This window comes from Plantactinospora endophytica (assembly GCF_016862915.1).
Taxonomy (GTDB): Bacteria; Actinomycetota; Actinomycetes; order Mycobacteriales; family Micromonosporaceae; genus Plantactinospora; species Plantactinospora endophytica.
In genome coordinates this window covers 303,741-320,880 of the sequence record NZ_BONW01000016.1, presented here as the reverse complement: position 1 = coordinate 320,880, position 17,140 = coordinate 303,741, and the positions used below count along the sequence as shown (strand labels likewise).

General features: G+C 71.7%; 8 protein-coding genes. 6 read left to right on the top strand and 2 right to left on the bottom strand.

The genetic code is table 11. From position 1 onward, the window contains the following. The first annotated feature begins 120 nt into the window (after window positions 1–120). From Pen02_RS17355 to Pen02_RS17330, 6 genes are all read left to right on the top strand, one after another. Window positions 121–1,245: a Gfo/Idh/MocA family protein gene (locus Pen02_RS17355; RefSeq protein WP_203867090.1), complete on the top strand. Its 1,125-nt coding sequence runs from the start codon at window positions 121–123 to the stop codon at window positions 1,243–1,245. After that, a complete protein-coding gene (locus tag Pen02_RS17350; RefSeq protein WP_203867089.1) occupies window positions 1,238–2,101 on the top strand; it encodes a DUF6807 domain-containing protein in 864 nt (287 codons plus the stop codon). The genes Pen02_RS17355 and Pen02_RS17350 overlap by 8 nt, the downstream gene beginning before the upstream one ends. Then, on the top strand, window positions 2,098–3,087 hold the full coding sequence (locus tag Pen02_RS17345; protein WP_203867088.1) for an NAD(P)-dependent oxidoreductase: 990 nt from the start codon (window positions 2,098–2,100) through the stop codon (window positions 3,085–3,087). Before Pen02_RS17350 ends, Pen02_RS17345 begins: the two co-directional genes overlap by 4 nt. Window positions 3,088–3,149: 62 nt before the next feature. Beyond that, window positions 3,150–3,581 (top strand): hypothetical protein, encoded by a 432-nt coding sequence (locus Pen02_RS17340; RefSeq protein WP_203867087.1) that lies wholly within the window; start codon window positions 3,150–3,152, stop codon window positions 3,579–3,581. Between the two features lie 311 nt (window positions 3,582–3,892). Then, entirely contained in the window at window positions 3,893–5,341 is a 1,449-nt protein-coding gene (locus Pen02_RS17335) for an RICIN domain-containing protein (RefSeq protein ID WP_239140875.1), read from the top strand. Between the two features lie 106 nt (window positions 5,342–5,447). Beyond that, window positions 5,448–6,497 (top strand): LLM class flavin-dependent oxidoreductase, encoded by a 1,050-nt coding sequence (locus tag Pen02_RS17330; protein ID WP_203867086.1) that lies wholly within the window; start codon window positions 5,448–5,450, stop codon window positions 6,495–6,497. Window positions 6,498–6,597: 100 nt separating this feature from the next. Here Pen02_RS17330 and Pen02_RS17325 read toward each other — a convergent pair whose 3' ends face one another. Further along, window positions 6,598–12,801 (bottom strand): RHS repeat-associated core domain-containing protein, encoded by a 6,204-nt coding sequence (locus Pen02_RS17325; RefSeq protein ID WP_203867085.1) that lies wholly within the window; start codon window positions 12,799–12,801, stop codon window positions 6,598–6,600. Between the two features lie 4 nt (window positions 12,802–12,805). Then, window positions 12,806–17,044 carry a LamG-like jellyroll fold domain-containing protein gene (locus tag Pen02_RS17320; protein ID WP_203867084.1) on the bottom strand — a complete coding sequence of 1,413 codons (4,239 nt, stop codon included), beginning with the start codon at window positions 17,042–17,044 and terminating at the stop codon, window positions 12,806–12,808. Window positions 17,045–17,140: the final 96 nt, after the last annotated feature.

Below are 17,140 nucleotides of genomic sequence, written 5' to 3'. Positions count from 1 at the left end.
TGTGCTCGCTTTCAGGGGCCCGCCGCGACGGGGGAATTTCTAAGGGTTGCAGCGGGATAGTTCATGGAGGTTCCGAACCGCCGTCCGTACCTTTGGTTCGTAACGAAGAAAGGTACACGCATGAGGCAGAAGGTACGGATCGGGATCATTGGGCTAGGTTTCGGCGCCGAGTTCATCCCGATCTACCAGGCTCACCCGCACGCCGAACTCGTCGCGGTGTGCCAGCGCACCGAGGACTCGCTGCACCGGATCGCCGACCATTTCGGGATCGCCGGCCGCCACACGAGTGTCGAATCGATGCTGGAGGACCCGGATATCGATGCCGTTCACATAAATTCACCAATCGCAGCGCACGCCGAGCATTCTATTGCCGCACTGAACGCAGGAAAACACGTCGCGTGCACCGTACCGATGGCGACCTCGGTGGCGGACTGCGCGCGAATCGTCCGGGCCCAGCAGGACTCTTGCAAGTCCTACATGATGATGGAGACCGCTGTCTACACCCGCGAGTTCCTGTACGCCAAGGACCTTCGCGACAGCGGACAACTCGGGAGGATCCAGTTCCTCCGTGGCGCCCACATGCAGGAGATGGCCGGCTGGCCGGACTACTGGCTCGACCTGCCCCCGATGCACTACGCCACGCACGCCGTCGCGCCGCTGCTCGCCCTCGCCGAGCGGGAGGCGGAGTCGGTGCGCTGCCTCGGCTCCGGCCGCGTCGACCACGCCGCCACGCGCGGCGGGCCGCCGTTCGCCGTCGAGACCGCCCTGTTCCGCCTCCGCGACTCCGACCTCGCCGCCGAGGTCACCCGATCACTGTTCGACGTCGCTCGGGAATACGTCGAGAGCTTCGACGTGTACGGCGACAAAATGGCGTACGAATGGCAGCAGCTCGAACGGGACAGCCCCGTCGTGTTCACCGGCGAGGACGGCCGGCGGGTGGATATCCCCGATTACGCCGACCGACTTCCCGCCGAAATCCGCGAATACACCACGCGCGGCGTGTACGACGCGGACGAGAACCGGCACCTGTCATTCACCCAGGGCAGCGGACACGGTGGTTCACACCCCCACCTGGCCCACGAGTTCGTGGCGGCCATCGTCGAGGGCCGCGCGCCGTTCCCCGACGTGTACGCCTCGGCGAACTGGACCAGCGCCGGCATCTGCGCGCACGAGTCGGCGCTGCGCGGCGGCGCGGAGATCACGCTTCCCCTGTTCTCCCGTTCGGAGGTGGCCGTCGATGCCTGACCTGACCGTGCACGAGGAGCTGGGCCTGGTCCGGGTGTTCCGGGCCGGATCCGGCACACCCATCCTGACCCAGCAGGCGCGACCGCACACCCGGCCCTACATCCATCCGATCGTCTCGCCGACCGGGGTCGGCACCGTCACCGAGGACGCGCCGGACCACCACCCGTGGCAGCACGGCCTCTCCGTCGGCCTCAACGACGTCAACGGTGTCGGTTTCTGGCACGAGGGTCTGCATTCCAAGCACCTGCGGGACGGCACGTTCCACCCGGTGCTGGCCGGCGAGCCGTCCACCGAAGGCAACCGGGCGAGCTGGGAGGTACGCACCGAGCTGCGCGCCCCGGGCGGTGAGCCGCTGCTGCACGAGACGCAGGCGTGGACGCTCACCGACCACGGGGACCGCTACGAACTCGGGCTCGCCCTCGGATTCCGGGCGGCCCGGGACCTGACGTTCGGTCGGTACCCGTACGGCGGGCTGTTCCTGCGGATGCCCTACCGGCCCGAGTCCGGCGGCACGGCGTACAACAGCGAGGGGCAGGCCGGTACGGAGGCCGAGCAGCAGCCCGCGCGGTGGGTGGCGGTGCGGATGCCGCTGCTCGACGCCGGCCCGGACGACGATCCGCCGCTGGTCGTCGTGATGGACCATCCCGGCAACTTCCGCCATCCGGTGCCGTGGCGGATCGACAACGAACTCGGGGTCGGCCCGAGTCCCAGCATCGGCGGCGCCTGGCAGCTCCCCGCCGGGCAGGAACGGCGGTTCCACCACAACGTCGTGGTCTTCGGCGCCCCGGTCGGAACGCCGGAGATCGAGCAGGCGTGGCAGGCGTTCACGACGGCGGTACCCGGAGAGGCGGCATGAAGACAGCGATCGTGGTGCACCCCGACTTCGAACGGTCCTGGCCGTTCGTGGCCGACCACCTGCACCGGCTGCTCCGACCCCGCACCGACGTCTCGTTCACCCGGCTGTCGACCACCGAGGTCGTAGCACTGCCGGCGGCCGTCGGCGCGGGCGGCGCCGACCCGGACACCGTCGAACGGCTGTTCTCGCTCGGGGTCGAGCCGACCGACGCCGACCTCGACGGGCTGCCGGCGCTCGCCGAGGCGTTCGTCGCCGACTCGTGGCCGCCGTCGGCGGAGCTCGACGAGCGGCTCGGGCGGCACGGTGTGCGTCGGCTCCGGCAGCCGTCCGAGGGATACTGGGCACAGTCCGTCGCGGAGTACGCCCTCGGCCTCACGATCTGCGGACTGCGCCGGATCCCGCAGCAGCACGCCGCCATCGTCTCCGACGACTCGCCCTGGCAGTACGCGTACGGGCAGTTCGGCGACGATCCCGCGTTCAGCCACGGCACGGTCGCCGGCAAGCGGGTCCGGATCGTCGGCGCCGGCAACATCGCCAGCCGGTACGCCAGTTGGACGCACATGCTCGGTGCGGACGTCGCCGCCTGGGACCCGTACGCGACCGAGCCGTCGTTCCACCGGTCCGGCGCGCGCCGGGAGTGGCACCTGACGCGGCTGCTCGCCGACGCGGAGATCTTCGCCCCGATGGTGCCGTTGAATTCCGGCACCGAGGGGCTGGTCACCGCCGAGCACGTCCGGGCCCTGCCGAAGGGCTGCCTCGTCGTGCTGGTCACCCGCGCGACCATCTGCGACGTGCCGGAACTGCGCCGCCGGGTACTCGCCGACGAGCTGAGTCTCGCCGCCGACGTCTTCGACGTCGAGCCGCTGCCGCTCGACGACCCGCTGCTCGGCCGGCACAACGTCGTACACACCCCGCACAACGCGGGTCGCACCCTGCACGCCAACCTGAGTTACGCGGAGCTGCTCGCCGCGCAACTCCCGGACTGACGCCGGCCGCCCGGTGCGGCTCGGAGCACGGAAGTGACGGACGGGCCGCCTACCATCGCCGGATGAGCAAGATAATCACGTTCTTCGTCGCCGCCGACCACACCGTCGCGGCCGGCGTCGGCGAGGGCGGGCCGGGGGACGAGTTCGAAACGGCGGAGTACGGCAACTTCGACGTCTGGTCCACCCTGGAGAAGTGGGAGAGCGTCCTGACGAATCGGAGCCTCGACGACGTCATCAGCGACGGGGAGCAGGACGTGGTGGTCGGCGACGGGGAGGGCCCGCTCGTGCTGGTCGCGTCCCCCGCGCTCACCACGGCGTTGGCCGAGGCCGACGACCGGACCCTCGCCACCACGGCGGAGCAGTGGATCCGGCTGCGGGCCGAGGAGGGCGAGACCATCGAGGAGGAACTGGCCCACGACCTCGTCGGCGAGGTGGCGGCGCTGTCGGTGAGCGCCGTCCGGGCCGGAGGCTCGGTCTACTGCTGGGTCTGCTGACCTCCCCGGTCTCGGCGGTCGTCCGCCGCACCGCACCGGGCAGAGAATCCTAGTACCGGCGCCACGGCCCGCCGCAACCGCCGATGTTCATTAATTGATGTCCGTGTATGAATCTGTTCGAGATCTGGCGCGTCGCCGCACCCTCGACTACCAAGATGGTGCCGGACCACCACCACCTGCGGTCCGGAGGGTTGGCCTGCCGGAGGCCGGCGACATCGCCCGAGAGCCGGGTCGGCGGTGCGCCAGGGCGGCACCAGCGGGCCCGTCCGCCCACGCGCGATCGCGCAGGACCGAACAGAGAGGACAGAAAGGTGATCAGGAACAGGCGGTTCCTATCGCTCGGGCTGTCGCTCGCCGTCACCGCAGCGGCGACCATGACGGCGGTGGCCGGGACGGGCACGCCCGCTCAGGCGGCACCGGTCACCATCACCAACGGCACCCAGTTCAGGGACACCAGCGGCAACCTGCTCCAGGCCCACGGCGGCGGCATGCTCAAGGTCGGCGACCACTACTACTGGTTCGGCGAGAACCGCAACCCGGACAACACGTTCCGGGCGGTCTCGGTGTACCGCTCCACCAACCTGCGCGACTGGGAGTTCCGCGGCAACGTCCTCACCCAGTCGTCCGCGTCCGAGCTACAGGTCGCCAACATCGAGCGGCCGAAGGTCGTCTACAACGCCAGCACCGGCCGGTACGTGATGTGGATGCACAAGGAGAACGGGTCCGACTACGGCGAGGCCCGCGCCGCCGTCGCCTCGTCGGCCACCGTCGACGGCAACTACACCTACCACGGCAGCTTCCGGCCGCTCGGCCAGCACATGTCCCGGGACATCACGCTCTACAACGACAACGGCACCGCGTACATGATCTCGGCCGCCGACGAGAACTACGACCTGCACATCTACCGGCTCACGGCGGACTTCCTCAACATCTCCACCCTGGTCGGCAACTTCTGGAACGACGCCCACCGGGAGGCGCCCGCGATGTTCAAGCGGGGCAGCACGTACTTCCTGCTCACCTCGGCGGCGACCGGATGGAACCCCAACCAGGCCAGGTACGCCACCGCGTCGAGCATCTCCGGACCCTGGACCGGCTGGACCAACGTCGGCGACTCGACCACGTTCCGGTCCCAGCCGACGTTCGTACTCCCGATCCAGGGCAGCTCCACCACCAGCTACCTCTACCTGGGCGACCGCTGGGCCGGCGCCTGGAACGGGCCCGTCAACGACTCGCAGTACGTCTGGCTGCCGATCACCTTCCCCTCCAGCACCAGCATGAGCCTGAACTGGTACCCGTCGATCACCATCGACGCCGCCACCGGCACGATCACCGGCCAGGCGCCGCCCTACCACCGGATCACCGCCCGGCACAGTGGCAGGGTCGTGGACGTGGTCGGCAACTCCACGGCGAACAACGCGGAGGTCAAGCAGTACGCCTGGAACGGCGGCGGGAACCAGAAGTGGGAGTTCCAGGACGCCGGCAGCGGCTACGTCCGGATCGTCAACCAGAACAGCGGCAAGTGTCTCGACGTGGCATCCGCGTCGACCGCCGACAGCGCGAACGTCATCCAGTACACCTGCGGCGGCGGGACCAACCAGCAGTGGCAGTGGGTCGCCACCGGCAGCTACTTCCAGTTGCGCGCCCGGCACAGCGGCAAGTGTCTCGACGTGGTCAGCGGCGGCACCGCCGACGGCACCGACATCGCCCAGTACGCCTGCGGCAGCGGCACCAACCAGCAGTGGACGCGTACCCAGGTGTGAATTATCGACACATCGACCCCAGTCATGCTAGTAAGGGGTGAATGGCACCTACTTCAACTGCTCTGCTTCCCCCTACCTGTGACGCCCACGGTCAGGAGGCACCACCATGAAGTTCAGCTACGCCATGCTCCCCGACTATCCGCTCGGCGAGTCGCTGGCCTCGATCAGGTTGGCGGACGAACTCGGCTTCCACGCCGTCTACGCGGCGGACGAGCCGTGGCACAAGGACATGTGGCTGCTGTTCGCCGCCGCCGCGGCGCAGACCTCGCGGATCCGGATGGGCCCGAGCGTGTCCGCCGTCACGCTGCGCGAACCGAGCCTGATCGCGCAGGCCGCCGCGACCCTGGACGAACTCACCGACGGTCGCGCCGAGGTCGTGCTGGGCAGCGGCAACTTCGGCGTACTGGCCCAATACAAGATCGACTGGACCACCACCAAGCCGCTCAGCCGGGTCAGGGAGGCGGTCGGGGTCGTCCGCACGCTGCTGGACGAGGGGACCATCACCCGGGACGGCGAGTTCTACTCGTACGACGGCCTGTTCACCTTCGCCCGCCCGGTGCAGCGGCACCTGCCGGTCAAGATCGGGGCGATGCGGGGGCCGAAGTCGTTCCAGGCGGCCGGTGAACTCTCCGACGGGGTGCACCACGCGCTCAGCTACTCGCGCGGCGCGTACGAGTACGCGGTCGAGCACTTCCGGATCGGTGCGGAACGCGCGGGCCGGGACTGGCGGTCCCTGGACATCGGCGCGTGGGTCGTCTTCGCGGTCGGACCGGACCCGGCCGCGGCCAGGGAAGCGGCCCGGAGCATGGTCGGGCTGTACGCCTCGGCGATGCCCGCCGAACAACTCGAACGCAACGGCGTCCACCCCGGGGAGATGGCGCCGATCGTCGATGCCATCGCAAAGGGCGACCTCGCCCGGGGCATCGAGCTGACCACTCCGGAGATCACCGAGAAGCTCTCCCTGGCCGGCACTCCGGACGAGGTACGGGCGAAGATCGAGCGGGACATCGCGCCCACCGGGGTCAACCACATGATCTGCGCCATCACCGACGCCAGCCTGGTGCGGGCCTTCACCGGCCGCGACGTACCCGGGGTCGCCGACGTCGACAGCCAGCTACGCCTGATCCACGACGAGTTGATGCCGGCCTTCGGCTGACCGACGCCGCGTCCCGGTCTGTCGGACCTGCGGGCGTCCCGCACCTCGGCACCGCGAGGGCGGGACGCCCGGACTCCGCGAACCCGTACGCCGGTCCGGCTCAGTCCGAACCCGCGCCGGCCCCCGACACGCTGACCGCGCAGGAGGCCGCGCCCCCGGTGTCGAGGCAGTCGGCATAGTCCAGATAGGACTGGACCGGGGTCGGTCCCTGGTTCCACTGCGCGTAGTAGCCGCTCTCCGAGTGGCCGCGCCCGCCGTACACGGAGACGCCCCGTTCGCCGAAGCTCGGTCCGCCCGACACCCCGACGGAGACCGTACGGTCGTCGCTGACCGCCACCTCGACGCCGCCCTCGTAGTTGCCGAGCTTCACGTCCCCGCCCACCGCCGTCTCGCCGCCGGCCAGTCCCGGGATGTCCGTGTTGGCACCCTTGACGCCGACGTTGCCGCTGACCGCGCTGCCCGCGCCGAAGTACGTCTTCGTGCCCGTGGTCCACCCGATCCCCTTGCCGTCCACGGCCAGGCACATCTCGTGCGACCGGCCGACACCGGCCTGCACGTCGCCGCTGACGCAGAGCGCGCCCGACCAGTTCCCGGGCCTGCCCATCTCCTGGATCTTCCGGATCTCCTCGGCAGCCCGCAGCGCCTCCCGGGCCGCCCGCTTTGCCGGCTCGCCGGCGGCCGGCGGGCACTGCCGCGCACCGTCGGCACACCGTACGTCGCCACGCCGCAGGTCCCGCCCGGTCTGCCGCCACCAGCGTTCGACCGCCCTGGTCTGCGCCGCCTTCGAGTTGTCCCGCCACCGCTGTCGGTACGACCGCCACCGCTGGTAGTTCGCCGGATCCCGCTGGTCGCCGAAGCCCTGCTTGCTCACCTTGTGACCACAGTCGATGCCGTCCGGGCCGGAACACGGGGCCAGCCCGGACGGGTCGCTGAACGTGACCGGGTTGTTGAAGCCGTACCCGTAGGCGTTCAACTGCATCGGGTTGGCCGGATCGAGGACCTGGTCGACCGAGAGGAAGGTGCCGGTCGCCGGGTCGTAGTCGCGGACGCCGAGCCGGGTCAGCCCGGTGCTTCCCTCGGTGGTGCCGTCGACGAAGCCCCGGTCACCGGGCCAGCCCGCCGGCCGGGCGCCGCGCGGGGCGCCGAACGGGTCGAAGCGCCGTTTGGTCGCCGCGAGTGTGCCGGCGTCGACGGCGAGGTCGGTGGTGCCGTGGTGGTCGTGCACGAGGAAGTCGACCCCGGCGCTGGTCCGGCTCGCCACGTCGACCTTTCCGTGTCGGTAGTAACGGGTGCCGGAGAGCTTGCCGGTAGCGGTGTCCAGCCGGACCTGCCCGCTCGGCAGGTAGAGGGTCGCGCTGGTGGAGTCCCGGCTGACCAGCAGTTCGGCGTCCGGGGTGTAGGTCCGGCTGGTGCTCGTGCCGCCGACGGTCACCGAGGTCATCAGGCCGTCCGGGCTCCAGCCGATGGTCTGGTCGGCGTCGGCACCCTGCCGGCGTACCGTGTTGCCGGCGGCGTCGTGCCGGTAGCTGTAGCTGCGCGCCCCGGCCGGACCGGAGACCGCGACGCCGGTCGCGGCGTGCGGGCGTACGGCGTCGGCACCGGGAGTGGGATAGCTGCTGGTGTGCACGGTGTCGGCGGCACCGCCGAGGCCGTGCCGGACCTCCCGGGTACGGTTGCCGATGCTGTCGTAGCGGTAGCTCGACCAGTACGGGGCCGGGCCGCCGATCGAGCTGCCGGGCTGGCCGGAGCAGTTCGCGCCGGCCGTCCAGGCGTCGGTGAGCTGCCGGAAGGCGTCGTACCGGAGGCACTGGAGATCACGGGTGCTGCCGGCGGTACTGCCGTCGCGGGCGGTGATGTTCCCGGCCGGGTCGTAGGTGTAGCCGGTGTCGTCGACGGCGGCACCGGACGTCTCCCGCTCCACGAGGGACCGGTCCAGCCGTCGGGTCGCCTGGCCGTAGTAGAGCGAGTGCCACAGTTGCGGGTTCTCGGGCTCGCCGAACCAGTACTGCGCCGGTTCGCCGAACTCGCTGTAGACGGTCTTGTTGACGTACTTCTCCGTGCCGGCGACGGTGCTCAGCGCGCCGAGGTCGTCGTAGGTGTAGACGACCGTCTCGCGCTCGGTCAGGTCGCCGAGCGGGGGCAGCCCGACCGAGGCGGGACTGCCGTCGACCCGGTAGGTCATGGTCGTCTCGTAGCTGCCGGCCAGCGCGCCTTGGGCTGCGGGGACGGTCAGCGTGACGGCCGTCGGGCGGTAGCCGGGGTCGTAGCCGGTGACCGTGCTGGTGTAGGCGTCGGTGCCGACGTACCGGGTGGCCGAGGCGAGCTGACCCTTGGCCACGGTGTCGTAGACCCAGCCGGACAGCTTCGGCCCGGTCGGCGAGTCCTGGTGGGTGGCGGTACGCCGACCGAGCGCGTCGTAGCTGGTGGCCACCACCTGACCCCGGGCGTCCGTGCTGGTCGTCTTCCGGCCCAGCAGGTCGTACGTCGTCCGGGTCCGGCCCTTGTCCGGGTCCACCGCCTCGACCGGCCGGCGGCGCAGGTCGTAGCGGTAGCGCCACTCGTTGCCGGCGGGGTCGACCAGCACGGCCAGGTCACCGGCCCCGGTGTACCGGTACCGGGTGGACCGGTATTCGCCCTCCGGCCTGGCGGCACCGAACTGCCGCAGCTCGGTGGTCTGCCCCAGCGCGTCGGTGTAGGTCGCCGTCGGTGTCCCGCCGCTCGGCGGCGTCACCTCGACATGGTCACCGTGGTACGTGGTGACGGTGGCCCACATCTCCTGGTTGAACTTCTCCAGCGCCGACCGGACCACCCGGCCCGCACCGTCGTACCGGTGCACCGTCTGGCTCGGGATCAGCGTCTCGTCGACCGGGGTCAGCAGCGTGCCGCCGGGCGCGGTCGCGTCGGTCTTGTACAGGTTGTTGGTCCTGACCACCAGTCCCCGCGCGTCGTGGTAGGTGTCGGTGACCGCCCGGCCGCCGCCCCAGCTCGGTGCCTGGGTCTGCCGGGCCCGGAGGAACCCGTCGAAGAGCGCGTAGCTGGTGACGTAGTTGCCGTTGGCCCGCAGCGTGCCGGTGGCGACCGAGGTGGCCCGGTCGTCGCGCAGGTCGTAGTCGTAGCGGTGCTGCGGGCCCTGGTTGGCCGCCCGGGACCGGCCGGGCAGCCACACCCCGGTCACCCGGCCCAGCGCGTCGTAGCCGATGTCGGTACGCCGGTCGTTGGCGTCCACCACGGTCACCGGCAGGTTCCAGGCCGGCTCCAGCGTGGTGGTGCTCCGGTGGCCGAGCGCGTTGGTCGACACCGTCGTGTTCGGCAGCCCGGTCGCCGGAAGATATTCGGTGCGGGTCACGTTGTCGAGCGCGTCGTACGCCTCGGTCGCCCGGCCGTACCGGTCGTAGACCGTACGGGCCGTGGTGACGTAGCTCGGCTCGCCGTCCGCGTACCCGGAAAGCTCCTCGACCTTTGTCACGTTGCCGGCCGAGGGCGCGGCGCCCAGCTCGCCGCCGTCGTAGTAGGTAAGCACGTCCGAGATCGCGTGGTCGGGCAGTACCGGCTCGGTGCCGCAGGGCACCCCCATCGTCCACACCCGACTCGCGGTGACCAGCATCCAGCGGTCGGTGTTCCGGGCGTAGCTGGTGCGGGTGCACCGGTCGTCGGTGTTCGTCGACAGGTCACCGCGCTCGTCCACGCTGACCGGCGTGCCGTGGTCGTTCTCGAAGGTGGTCACCGTCTCGGTCCGCCGCCAGCCGCCGGTGGCGCCGACGCCGAGCGCGGTCCGGGTGGCCGTCCTGCCGACCTGCACCTGGTACGCCTTTGCCGAGCCCTGCACGGCCGTCGGGCCGCGCTGCCACGGATCGTTGATCTCGCCGCTGACCACCGGTCCGTCCACGCCCGAGGCGTCGACCCCGTTGTAGGTGATCTCCTCGCGGAGGAAGCCGGCGAGTTGCTCGGGGTCGTCGTGCGAGACGCCCTGGGAGTCGACGACCGGCCTGCCGCCCATGCCCCGGAAGTAGTGGTAGCGGGTGCTGGACTGCGCCGGGCTGCCGGGATCCTGCGGGTCACCCCGGCGCACCCGCACCTTCTCGTACCCGCGCCACTGCGACCAGGTGCGGTACTCCGGCTTGACCAGCGGGTCGTCCCGGTACGCCCAGGCCGCCGCGCCCTCGTAGTCGTAGTTGGTGAACTGCGTCCGGTTGCCGCCGACCCGGTCGACCTCGGAGACGGTCTCCACGACGTACCGGTGGAACCAGTCGTCGAACGTCTGGCCGCCCTGCGGCGTCCAGCGGACCGGGAAGCAGCGTTTCCCGTTGCCCTGCACCGGCGGCAGGGTCGACGGGGTGCAGTCCGCCGGGGCGTACCGGACGCCGAGCACGCCACCGGCCCCGGTGTTGACCGCGCCGATCCGGTACTTGTTCATCGGCAGGCAGCAGTCGGTGGCGGAAACCACCCTGTTCTGCATGGCGACGCCGTTGAAGGTCACCGGCGGGGTGGGGACGCTGCCGCCGACCAGTCCGGTCTGGGTGATGCCGCGCAGCCACAGGGCCGCGGTGGTGTTGTCGCCCGGGTTCGGGTACTCCTGGGTGAAGCTCCACCGGTCCACGTCCCGGTAGTCGGCGCCGCCCCAGACCTGGGTGGTGACCGACGTCAGCCGCTTCGTCGTCCAGAACGTCGGCGAGAAACGGTTGGCGCAGGTGGCGGTGTCGCAGTTCTGGTCCCACGGCACGTCCGGCCAGCTCGCCGGGGTCCGGACGGTGCAGTTCGCGCCGGGCACGCACCGGTCGGCGGTGCCGAAGACCACCCGGGCCGGGGCCTGGTCCGCCGAGCCGTCCCGGGTGCCGTACTCGATCCGGTCCAGGGTGCCGCCCCGGGTGTAGGTGGCCCTGTCGGCGGCCATGTTCACCCCGTAGGCGTTGGTCTCCTTCAGGTAGCCGTAGGTGATGGTGTTGCCGCGCGGGTCGACGACCCGGTCCAGGTTCCACCGCCAGCCCTGGTTGCAGCGGGAGGTGGCGAACGTCGTGCCGTGGCAGGGCTCGCCCGGGTCGTTGCCGAAGACCGGCACCCCCCAGGTGGACTGGCTCTCCGGGCGGGACCCGAAGTAGTACTGCGTGCCGTCGGTCGTGGTGACCCGCCAGTGCTCGCCGTTGTCCTCGTCCGGGGTGGCGGGGCCGAAGAGCTGCTCCACCCGGGAGCCGTCGTCCTTCTTCGGTCGCCATCTGCCCGGACCCGCGTGGACCAGCTCGGTCGAGCGGCCGGCGAACGACATCGTGGCGTTCTCGGTGCCCCAGCAGAGGTCACCGGTCCTCGGGCTGCCGCCCGCCGTGTCGTCGAGGCAGGACCTGTACCGCCGCTCGATCGACCCTGACCACAGGTTCCAGCCCTCGCCGAGCCACGAGGTCTGGTTGTTGGTGCTGGCCACCCGCCCGTCGGTGCCGCCGGAGGCGTACGCGGCGGTCAGCTCGGGTACCAGCCCGCCGGGCACCGGCGGGGTCCGCATCGGGTACGACCAGGAGAAGTCGCCGGTCTGCACGGAGACGTCCCAGGAGCCGGCCGGGGAGAGCGAGGTGGCGGTGTAGTCGCCCGTCCCGCCGGCAGGTGCGGCGGCGACCGCGAAGGTCCGGTCCGTCCCGGTGACCGGAACCTCGGCGACGAGGTGTCCGGCGCCGGGGTCGTTGCGGGTCGGCAGGGCGGTCGGCTGCCGGCACTCGGCCCGGTCCGGGGTGGTCGCCGCACAGTCCGGCAGTCGGGTCAGCCGCAGCCGGGACGCCCAGTCGCCGCCGTAGGCGTGCCGGAATCGGGAGTAGTCGACGGTGAGCGTGACCGGTCCGGCATCCGGCCGGCCGTCGCCGCGCCGCACCCGCAGCAGCAGCCCGGTCACGCCGGCCGTGGTCGCGGCGGCCCGGTCCAGGAGTTCCACCCGGACCTTCGTCGGGGCGGTGTCGGCGGCGGCCCGTCCGGCCGTGCTCGGGCGACCGACCCAGACCGGCAGGTCACCGGCGCGGGCCGGGGTCGGGGCCGTCGAGCCGGACCGCTGCCCGGCGACCGCCGGCAGGGTGACGTCGGCGGCGGCCGGTGCCGGCCAGGTGACCGCAGGGGTGCCGCGCAGGGTGGGCATCGCCGGTTCCTCGGCGGGCGGCACCACCATCGTCCGCACCGGCACGACCGGCTCCTGCTGCGGCAGGCTCGGACCACGGCGGGTGGGCTCCGCGTACGCCGGTGGCGTCGCCACCGCGAACGAGGCCAGCAGCACGAGCACGGTGCCGGCGGCAAGACCCGCCCGTCTCGGTCGAGGTTTCGGTCCAGCAGGCATGGTGTCACTCCCCCAGTGTTGTGACGACGTATCCGAGCGGCCGGACCGCCACCTGCCCCTCGCAGGCGGGATCGAGCGACTCGAAGAGTTCTCCGCCCGCCCTGGTCCGGCAGCGGTGGAGCTGCCTGGCCGACCAGCCCGGCGGCGCGGCGGTCCACAGGTAGCCGGCCATCTTGACCTCGGTCGCGCCCTCGCAGCCGGCCTGCGTGGAGAGGAACTCGTCGGTGCCGCTGCGGCAGCGCAGCAGCCTGACCGTGTTCGGCTCGGCGTACAGCGCCACCAGGCCGAGACCGCCCTCCGGCCGGTAGCTGCCGGGCAGCATTCCGGTGTCGGCCGCGTGGTCGTCGCGATGTTGGTGCCGGACCAGGTGGGCGTAGGCGCGGGCGTACCCGAGGACCGGCCCGTCCACCGTCGCGCCCTCGCAGTTCGGGTCGCCGCTGTCGAAGCGCTCGCCGGCGGCACCGACCCGGCAGCGCCAGATCGGCGTGCTCGGCACGTCCGGTGGCGGACTCTGGTAGACCGACCCGAGTACGCCCAGCCGGCGCTGCCCCTCGCAGTTCGGGTCGGCGGAGGTGAACCCGTCGGTCTCGCCGAGCAGGCAGGCGTAGAGCAGCCGGGTGTTCGCCGCCCCGGCCGCTGCCGGGAACCCGAGCGATCCCTCCACCCGGTAGCCGGGCGGGACCGCACCGATCCCGGTCAGATGATCCCCGTCGTGGTTGGTGTACCGGCTGAACTGGCCGGCGAACGGGGTGTACGCGGTCGTCGGCGGGTTGCCGAACTCCTCGCGGATCTGGTCGTCGGTGAGTACCCCGGTGAAGACGTGCACGTTGTCGATCTGGCCGGTGAAGAACTCGGCCGGCCGCCCGGCGATCTTCGACCGGCCGATCTGCAACCCGCCGGTCGCGTGCCAGCCGCCGTCGAACGGGGTGGTGCCGACGATGCTGCCGTTGACGTACAGCCGGAGTTGTCGGGCCGCGACGTCGCGTACCGCCACCAACTGCGTCCACTCGCCGGGACGGGCCGGGTCCGCCGACTCGGCGCGGACGAAGGACGGTCCGTCGATGTCCCCGGACGGGACGCTGATGCTCCACTTGCGACTGTCGACGCGGTACTTCAGGCCGAAGCCGCTGGCCCGGTTGCCGTCCTGGGTGAGGATCGCCCGGGTGCCGTCCATGCCCGCCGGATCCAGCAGCACCCAGGCGGCTGCCGTGAAGCTGCCGTCGGTACGCAGCGCCGGCTTCGCGGTCGACAGGTGACCGGTGCCGTCGAGCCGGACCGAACCGGCGCCCACCGCACCCGATGCCCAGGTCACCCCGCCGGTCGCCGTCGCCGTGCGGAAGTTGCCCGAGACGTCGCCGGCCGTGCCGCCCTGCCCCTCCTCCATCGGCCAGAGTCCCTCGTCGTTCGCCGGAGACGAGGCCAGCTCGCGGATCTCCTCGTCGACGAGCAGCCGGTCGAAGACCCGTACCTCGTCGACGGCGCCCGTCCAGTGGTCGACCGGCGCGCCGTTGTGCCGGGCCCGCCCGATCTGCACGGTGCCGCCGTCGTGGTGCCACGGGGTGCCGTGCGTGGTGGACGCCACCGGTACGCCGTCGACGTACAGCCGCATCGTCGCGGTCGCCACGTCGTACACCCCGGCGAGGTGGGTCCAGACTCCGACGGGTGCCGGGGTGGCAGCCACGGCGCGGTCGGCGAGGGCGGCGTCGACGTCCGAGCGCAGCATGGCGAAGGCCCAACTCCGGGACATCGGCACGTACTGGAGGTAGAAACCGCTGCCCCGGTTGCCGTCCTGGCTCACCGCCGTGTGCCAGTTGCCGTCGGCGTCGTCCAGCCGTACCCAGGCCGCGACCGTGAAGGTGGCGTCGGTGCGTACCGTCGAGCCGTTGCCGGTGCTGACGTGCCCGGCAGTGCCGTCGAAGCGCAGCGCGTCCGCGTTCCGGCCCAGGGTCCAGGCGGCACCGACGGGTGTCGACCCGGAGTTGCTGACGGTGCCGTGGTGCCCGTGGCCCGACCCGTCCAGGGCGCTCGTCTCGGCACCCTTCCCGTCCAACCGCCAGTACCCGACCGGCCCGGTGCCCCGGCCGACCCTGAAGTGGTAGTTCGTGATGTTGGGGCTGGGGTTCCCGGCCCGGTCGAGGCTCTGCACGTACAGGTCCGTCGGTCCCCAGTCGGTCGGCGTCAGCCGGGCCGTCGCCGCTCCACCGACGTTCGCCGCGTCGACGACGTGCGGCGGCGAGTTGCCGAGCCAGTACCGGTAGCGGGCCACGTCCGGCACCCCGTTGGCGGTGAACGTGAAGGTGCCGGTCCGGCCGAGCCCGCCACCGAGGTCCTGCTCCGGATAGTCGGTGGAGGAGACCAGCGGTGCCCGGTCCGGCGCCACCTGGTCCACGGTGAGGTCGCACCAGCCGGTCCAGGGTGACTCGTCGCGGTCGTCGAGCGCCCGGGCCCGCCAGCGGATCTTGCTGCCGTCCTGGAACGCGCCGGACGGGACGGTCACCGCGAACGGGGTACCCGAGGACTGGCCCAGCGTCGTCGTCGAGCCGACCAGGGTGTTGGTGCCCCGGTTCCACCACTCGAACCGCAGCTTCACCTGGTGGCCGTCCGGATCGCTGCCGGTCGCCCGCAACACCGGTGCCGCCGTGTAGACGTACGCCTCGTTCGGCTCCGCCGCGCAGGCCCGGTGCTCTCCGGACAGCCCGGTCGGCACGGTCGGGACCTGGTTGTAGGTGATCGTCAGGTTCGGGTTGGTCTCGAACTTCTTCCAGGCGATCCGGTCACCCTCGTCGCCGGCCCGCAGCATGAACGCCACCGCCGGGGAGCGCCCGCCGAGCGCGCTCCGTACCCCGCCGAGGGCGTCCCAGCCCACCCAGTTCGGGCCGCAGGCGGCGCTGTAGCCGTGCGCGACGTTCTGCCCGCCGAGGTAGGTCGCCCAGGGCTGGGTGTTCCAGCTCAGGCCGGGGCCGATCGGTCCCACGTGGTAGAGGTCGACCCAGCGCGGGCTGCACGACGCCGAGTAGACCGCCCGGGCGTTGAACTTGGCCCAGCTCACGGTGACGTTCCGGTCCCGCAGCCAGGCGATGTCGAAGAGGAAGTACGACCGGTACCGGACCGTCGGGACCTCCCAGTCGGAGAAGCCGACCTTGGCGACCGGGTCCCCGTCCCCGCCCCAGTACGACTGGCCGGGATGCTGTTCCAGCACCTCGCCCCAGCCGCTGAGCCCCGCGCCGAAGTCGGGGTCGACGAAGAGCGGAAAGTTCGTCGACGGGTCGCGCAGCAGTCGCGGGTCCGGGATCACGGCGAGGCTGCTCCTCGACAGCTCGACCCGGCCCTGGGCCCGGTGCTCGGCCCGCGCCGCGCCGCCGTCGGCTCCGGCCGTGGCCGTCCGGGCACCCGACGACCTGTTCCCGTCGGCCGGCTCGACCGGCGGGTCCGACGGCATCGGTAGCCGAGGGCCGCCGCTCGGCGAGTCCCACATCCGGGGCGGCGGCGCCTGGAAGACGACCTGCCCGTCGGGATCCTTCGCCGTCAGTGCACCCGATCTTTCCGCCGCCAGCGTCACACCCCGGCTGGAGAGTCCGAACTGGAGCCTGGCCAGCCGTGGGTTCCGGGCCGCCTCCCGGGTCTTGACCACCAGCACCTGGGCGTAGCCCCGGCTGGTGGCCCTCATCCGCAGGTCCACCCCGGGCAGCACCTCCGGATAGCTGGCGGTGTCGCCGTCGACCACGGGCCGGGGCAGGTCGCCCGGCCAGCGCAGCTCGATGCGCCGGTCACCGTCCGCCAGCCGTACCAGGGGTGCGGCCCCGCCGCCGGAGAAGGCCAGCGACACCGCCGAGGCGGCCGGGCTGAGCAGGCCGTCCGGGCCCGCCCGCAGCGAGGTGTCCACGGGTACCCAGTCGGTGCCGCGCCTGACCCGGACCGGCTCGACGGTCAGCTCTGCCGTGACCGTGCCGTCCGGGTTGGCGAACACCTGTCGCGTCTCGGACCGCTCGGCCATGATCTCGACACGTCGCCCGGAGGCGCGCGCCACGGCGGCCGGTGAGCCGTTGTCGCCGTCGGCGCGCGCCCCCTGTCCGGTCCCGTCCGGTGCACCCGCTTCCGACCCGCGCCCCTGTGGTCCGTCCGGGCCCGGCGCCTGCGGAGTGGCCGGTGCCGCGACGGTGGGCGTCGGCCCGGTGACCGCCAGACCGGTCGGCACCAGCACCAGCAGTGCGAGCGAGGCGACAAGACCGCGCGACAGGACCACGGCATCCTCCAAGGGTGAGAGCCGGACGTTATCCGGGCACCCCTTTCAGATCACTGTCCGCAGGCTGTCAGCCACCGTCCGATTCGGGTTCGGCCC

What these genes read in the sequence shown, in the direction of transcription:
- Pen02_RS17330 (WP_203867086.1), top strand. Translation starts at nt 5,448, where the DNA reads ATGAAGTTCAGCTACGCCATGCTCCCCGACTATCCGCTCGGCGAGTCG.
- Pen02_RS17350 (WP_203867089.1), top strand. Translation starts at nt 1,238, where the DNA reads ATGCCTGACCTGACCGTGCACGAGGAGCTGGGCCTGGTCCGGGTGTTC.
- Pen02_RS17325 (WP_203867085.1), bottom strand. Translation starts at nt 12,801, where the DNA reads ATGCCTGCTGGACCGAAACCTCGACCGAGACGGGCGGGTCTTGCCGCC.
- Pen02_RS17340 (WP_203867087.1), top strand. Translation starts at nt 3,150, where the DNA reads ATGAGCAAGATAATCACGTTCTTCGTCGCCGCCGACCACACCGTCGCG.
- Pen02_RS17345 (WP_203867088.1), top strand. Translation starts at nt 2,098, where the DNA reads ATGAAGACAGCGATCGTGGTGCACCCCGACTTCGAACGGTCCTGGCCG.
- Pen02_RS17355 (WP_203867090.1), top strand. Translation starts at nt 121, where the DNA reads ATGAGGCAGAAGGTACGGATCGGGATCATTGGGCTAGGTTTCGGCGCC.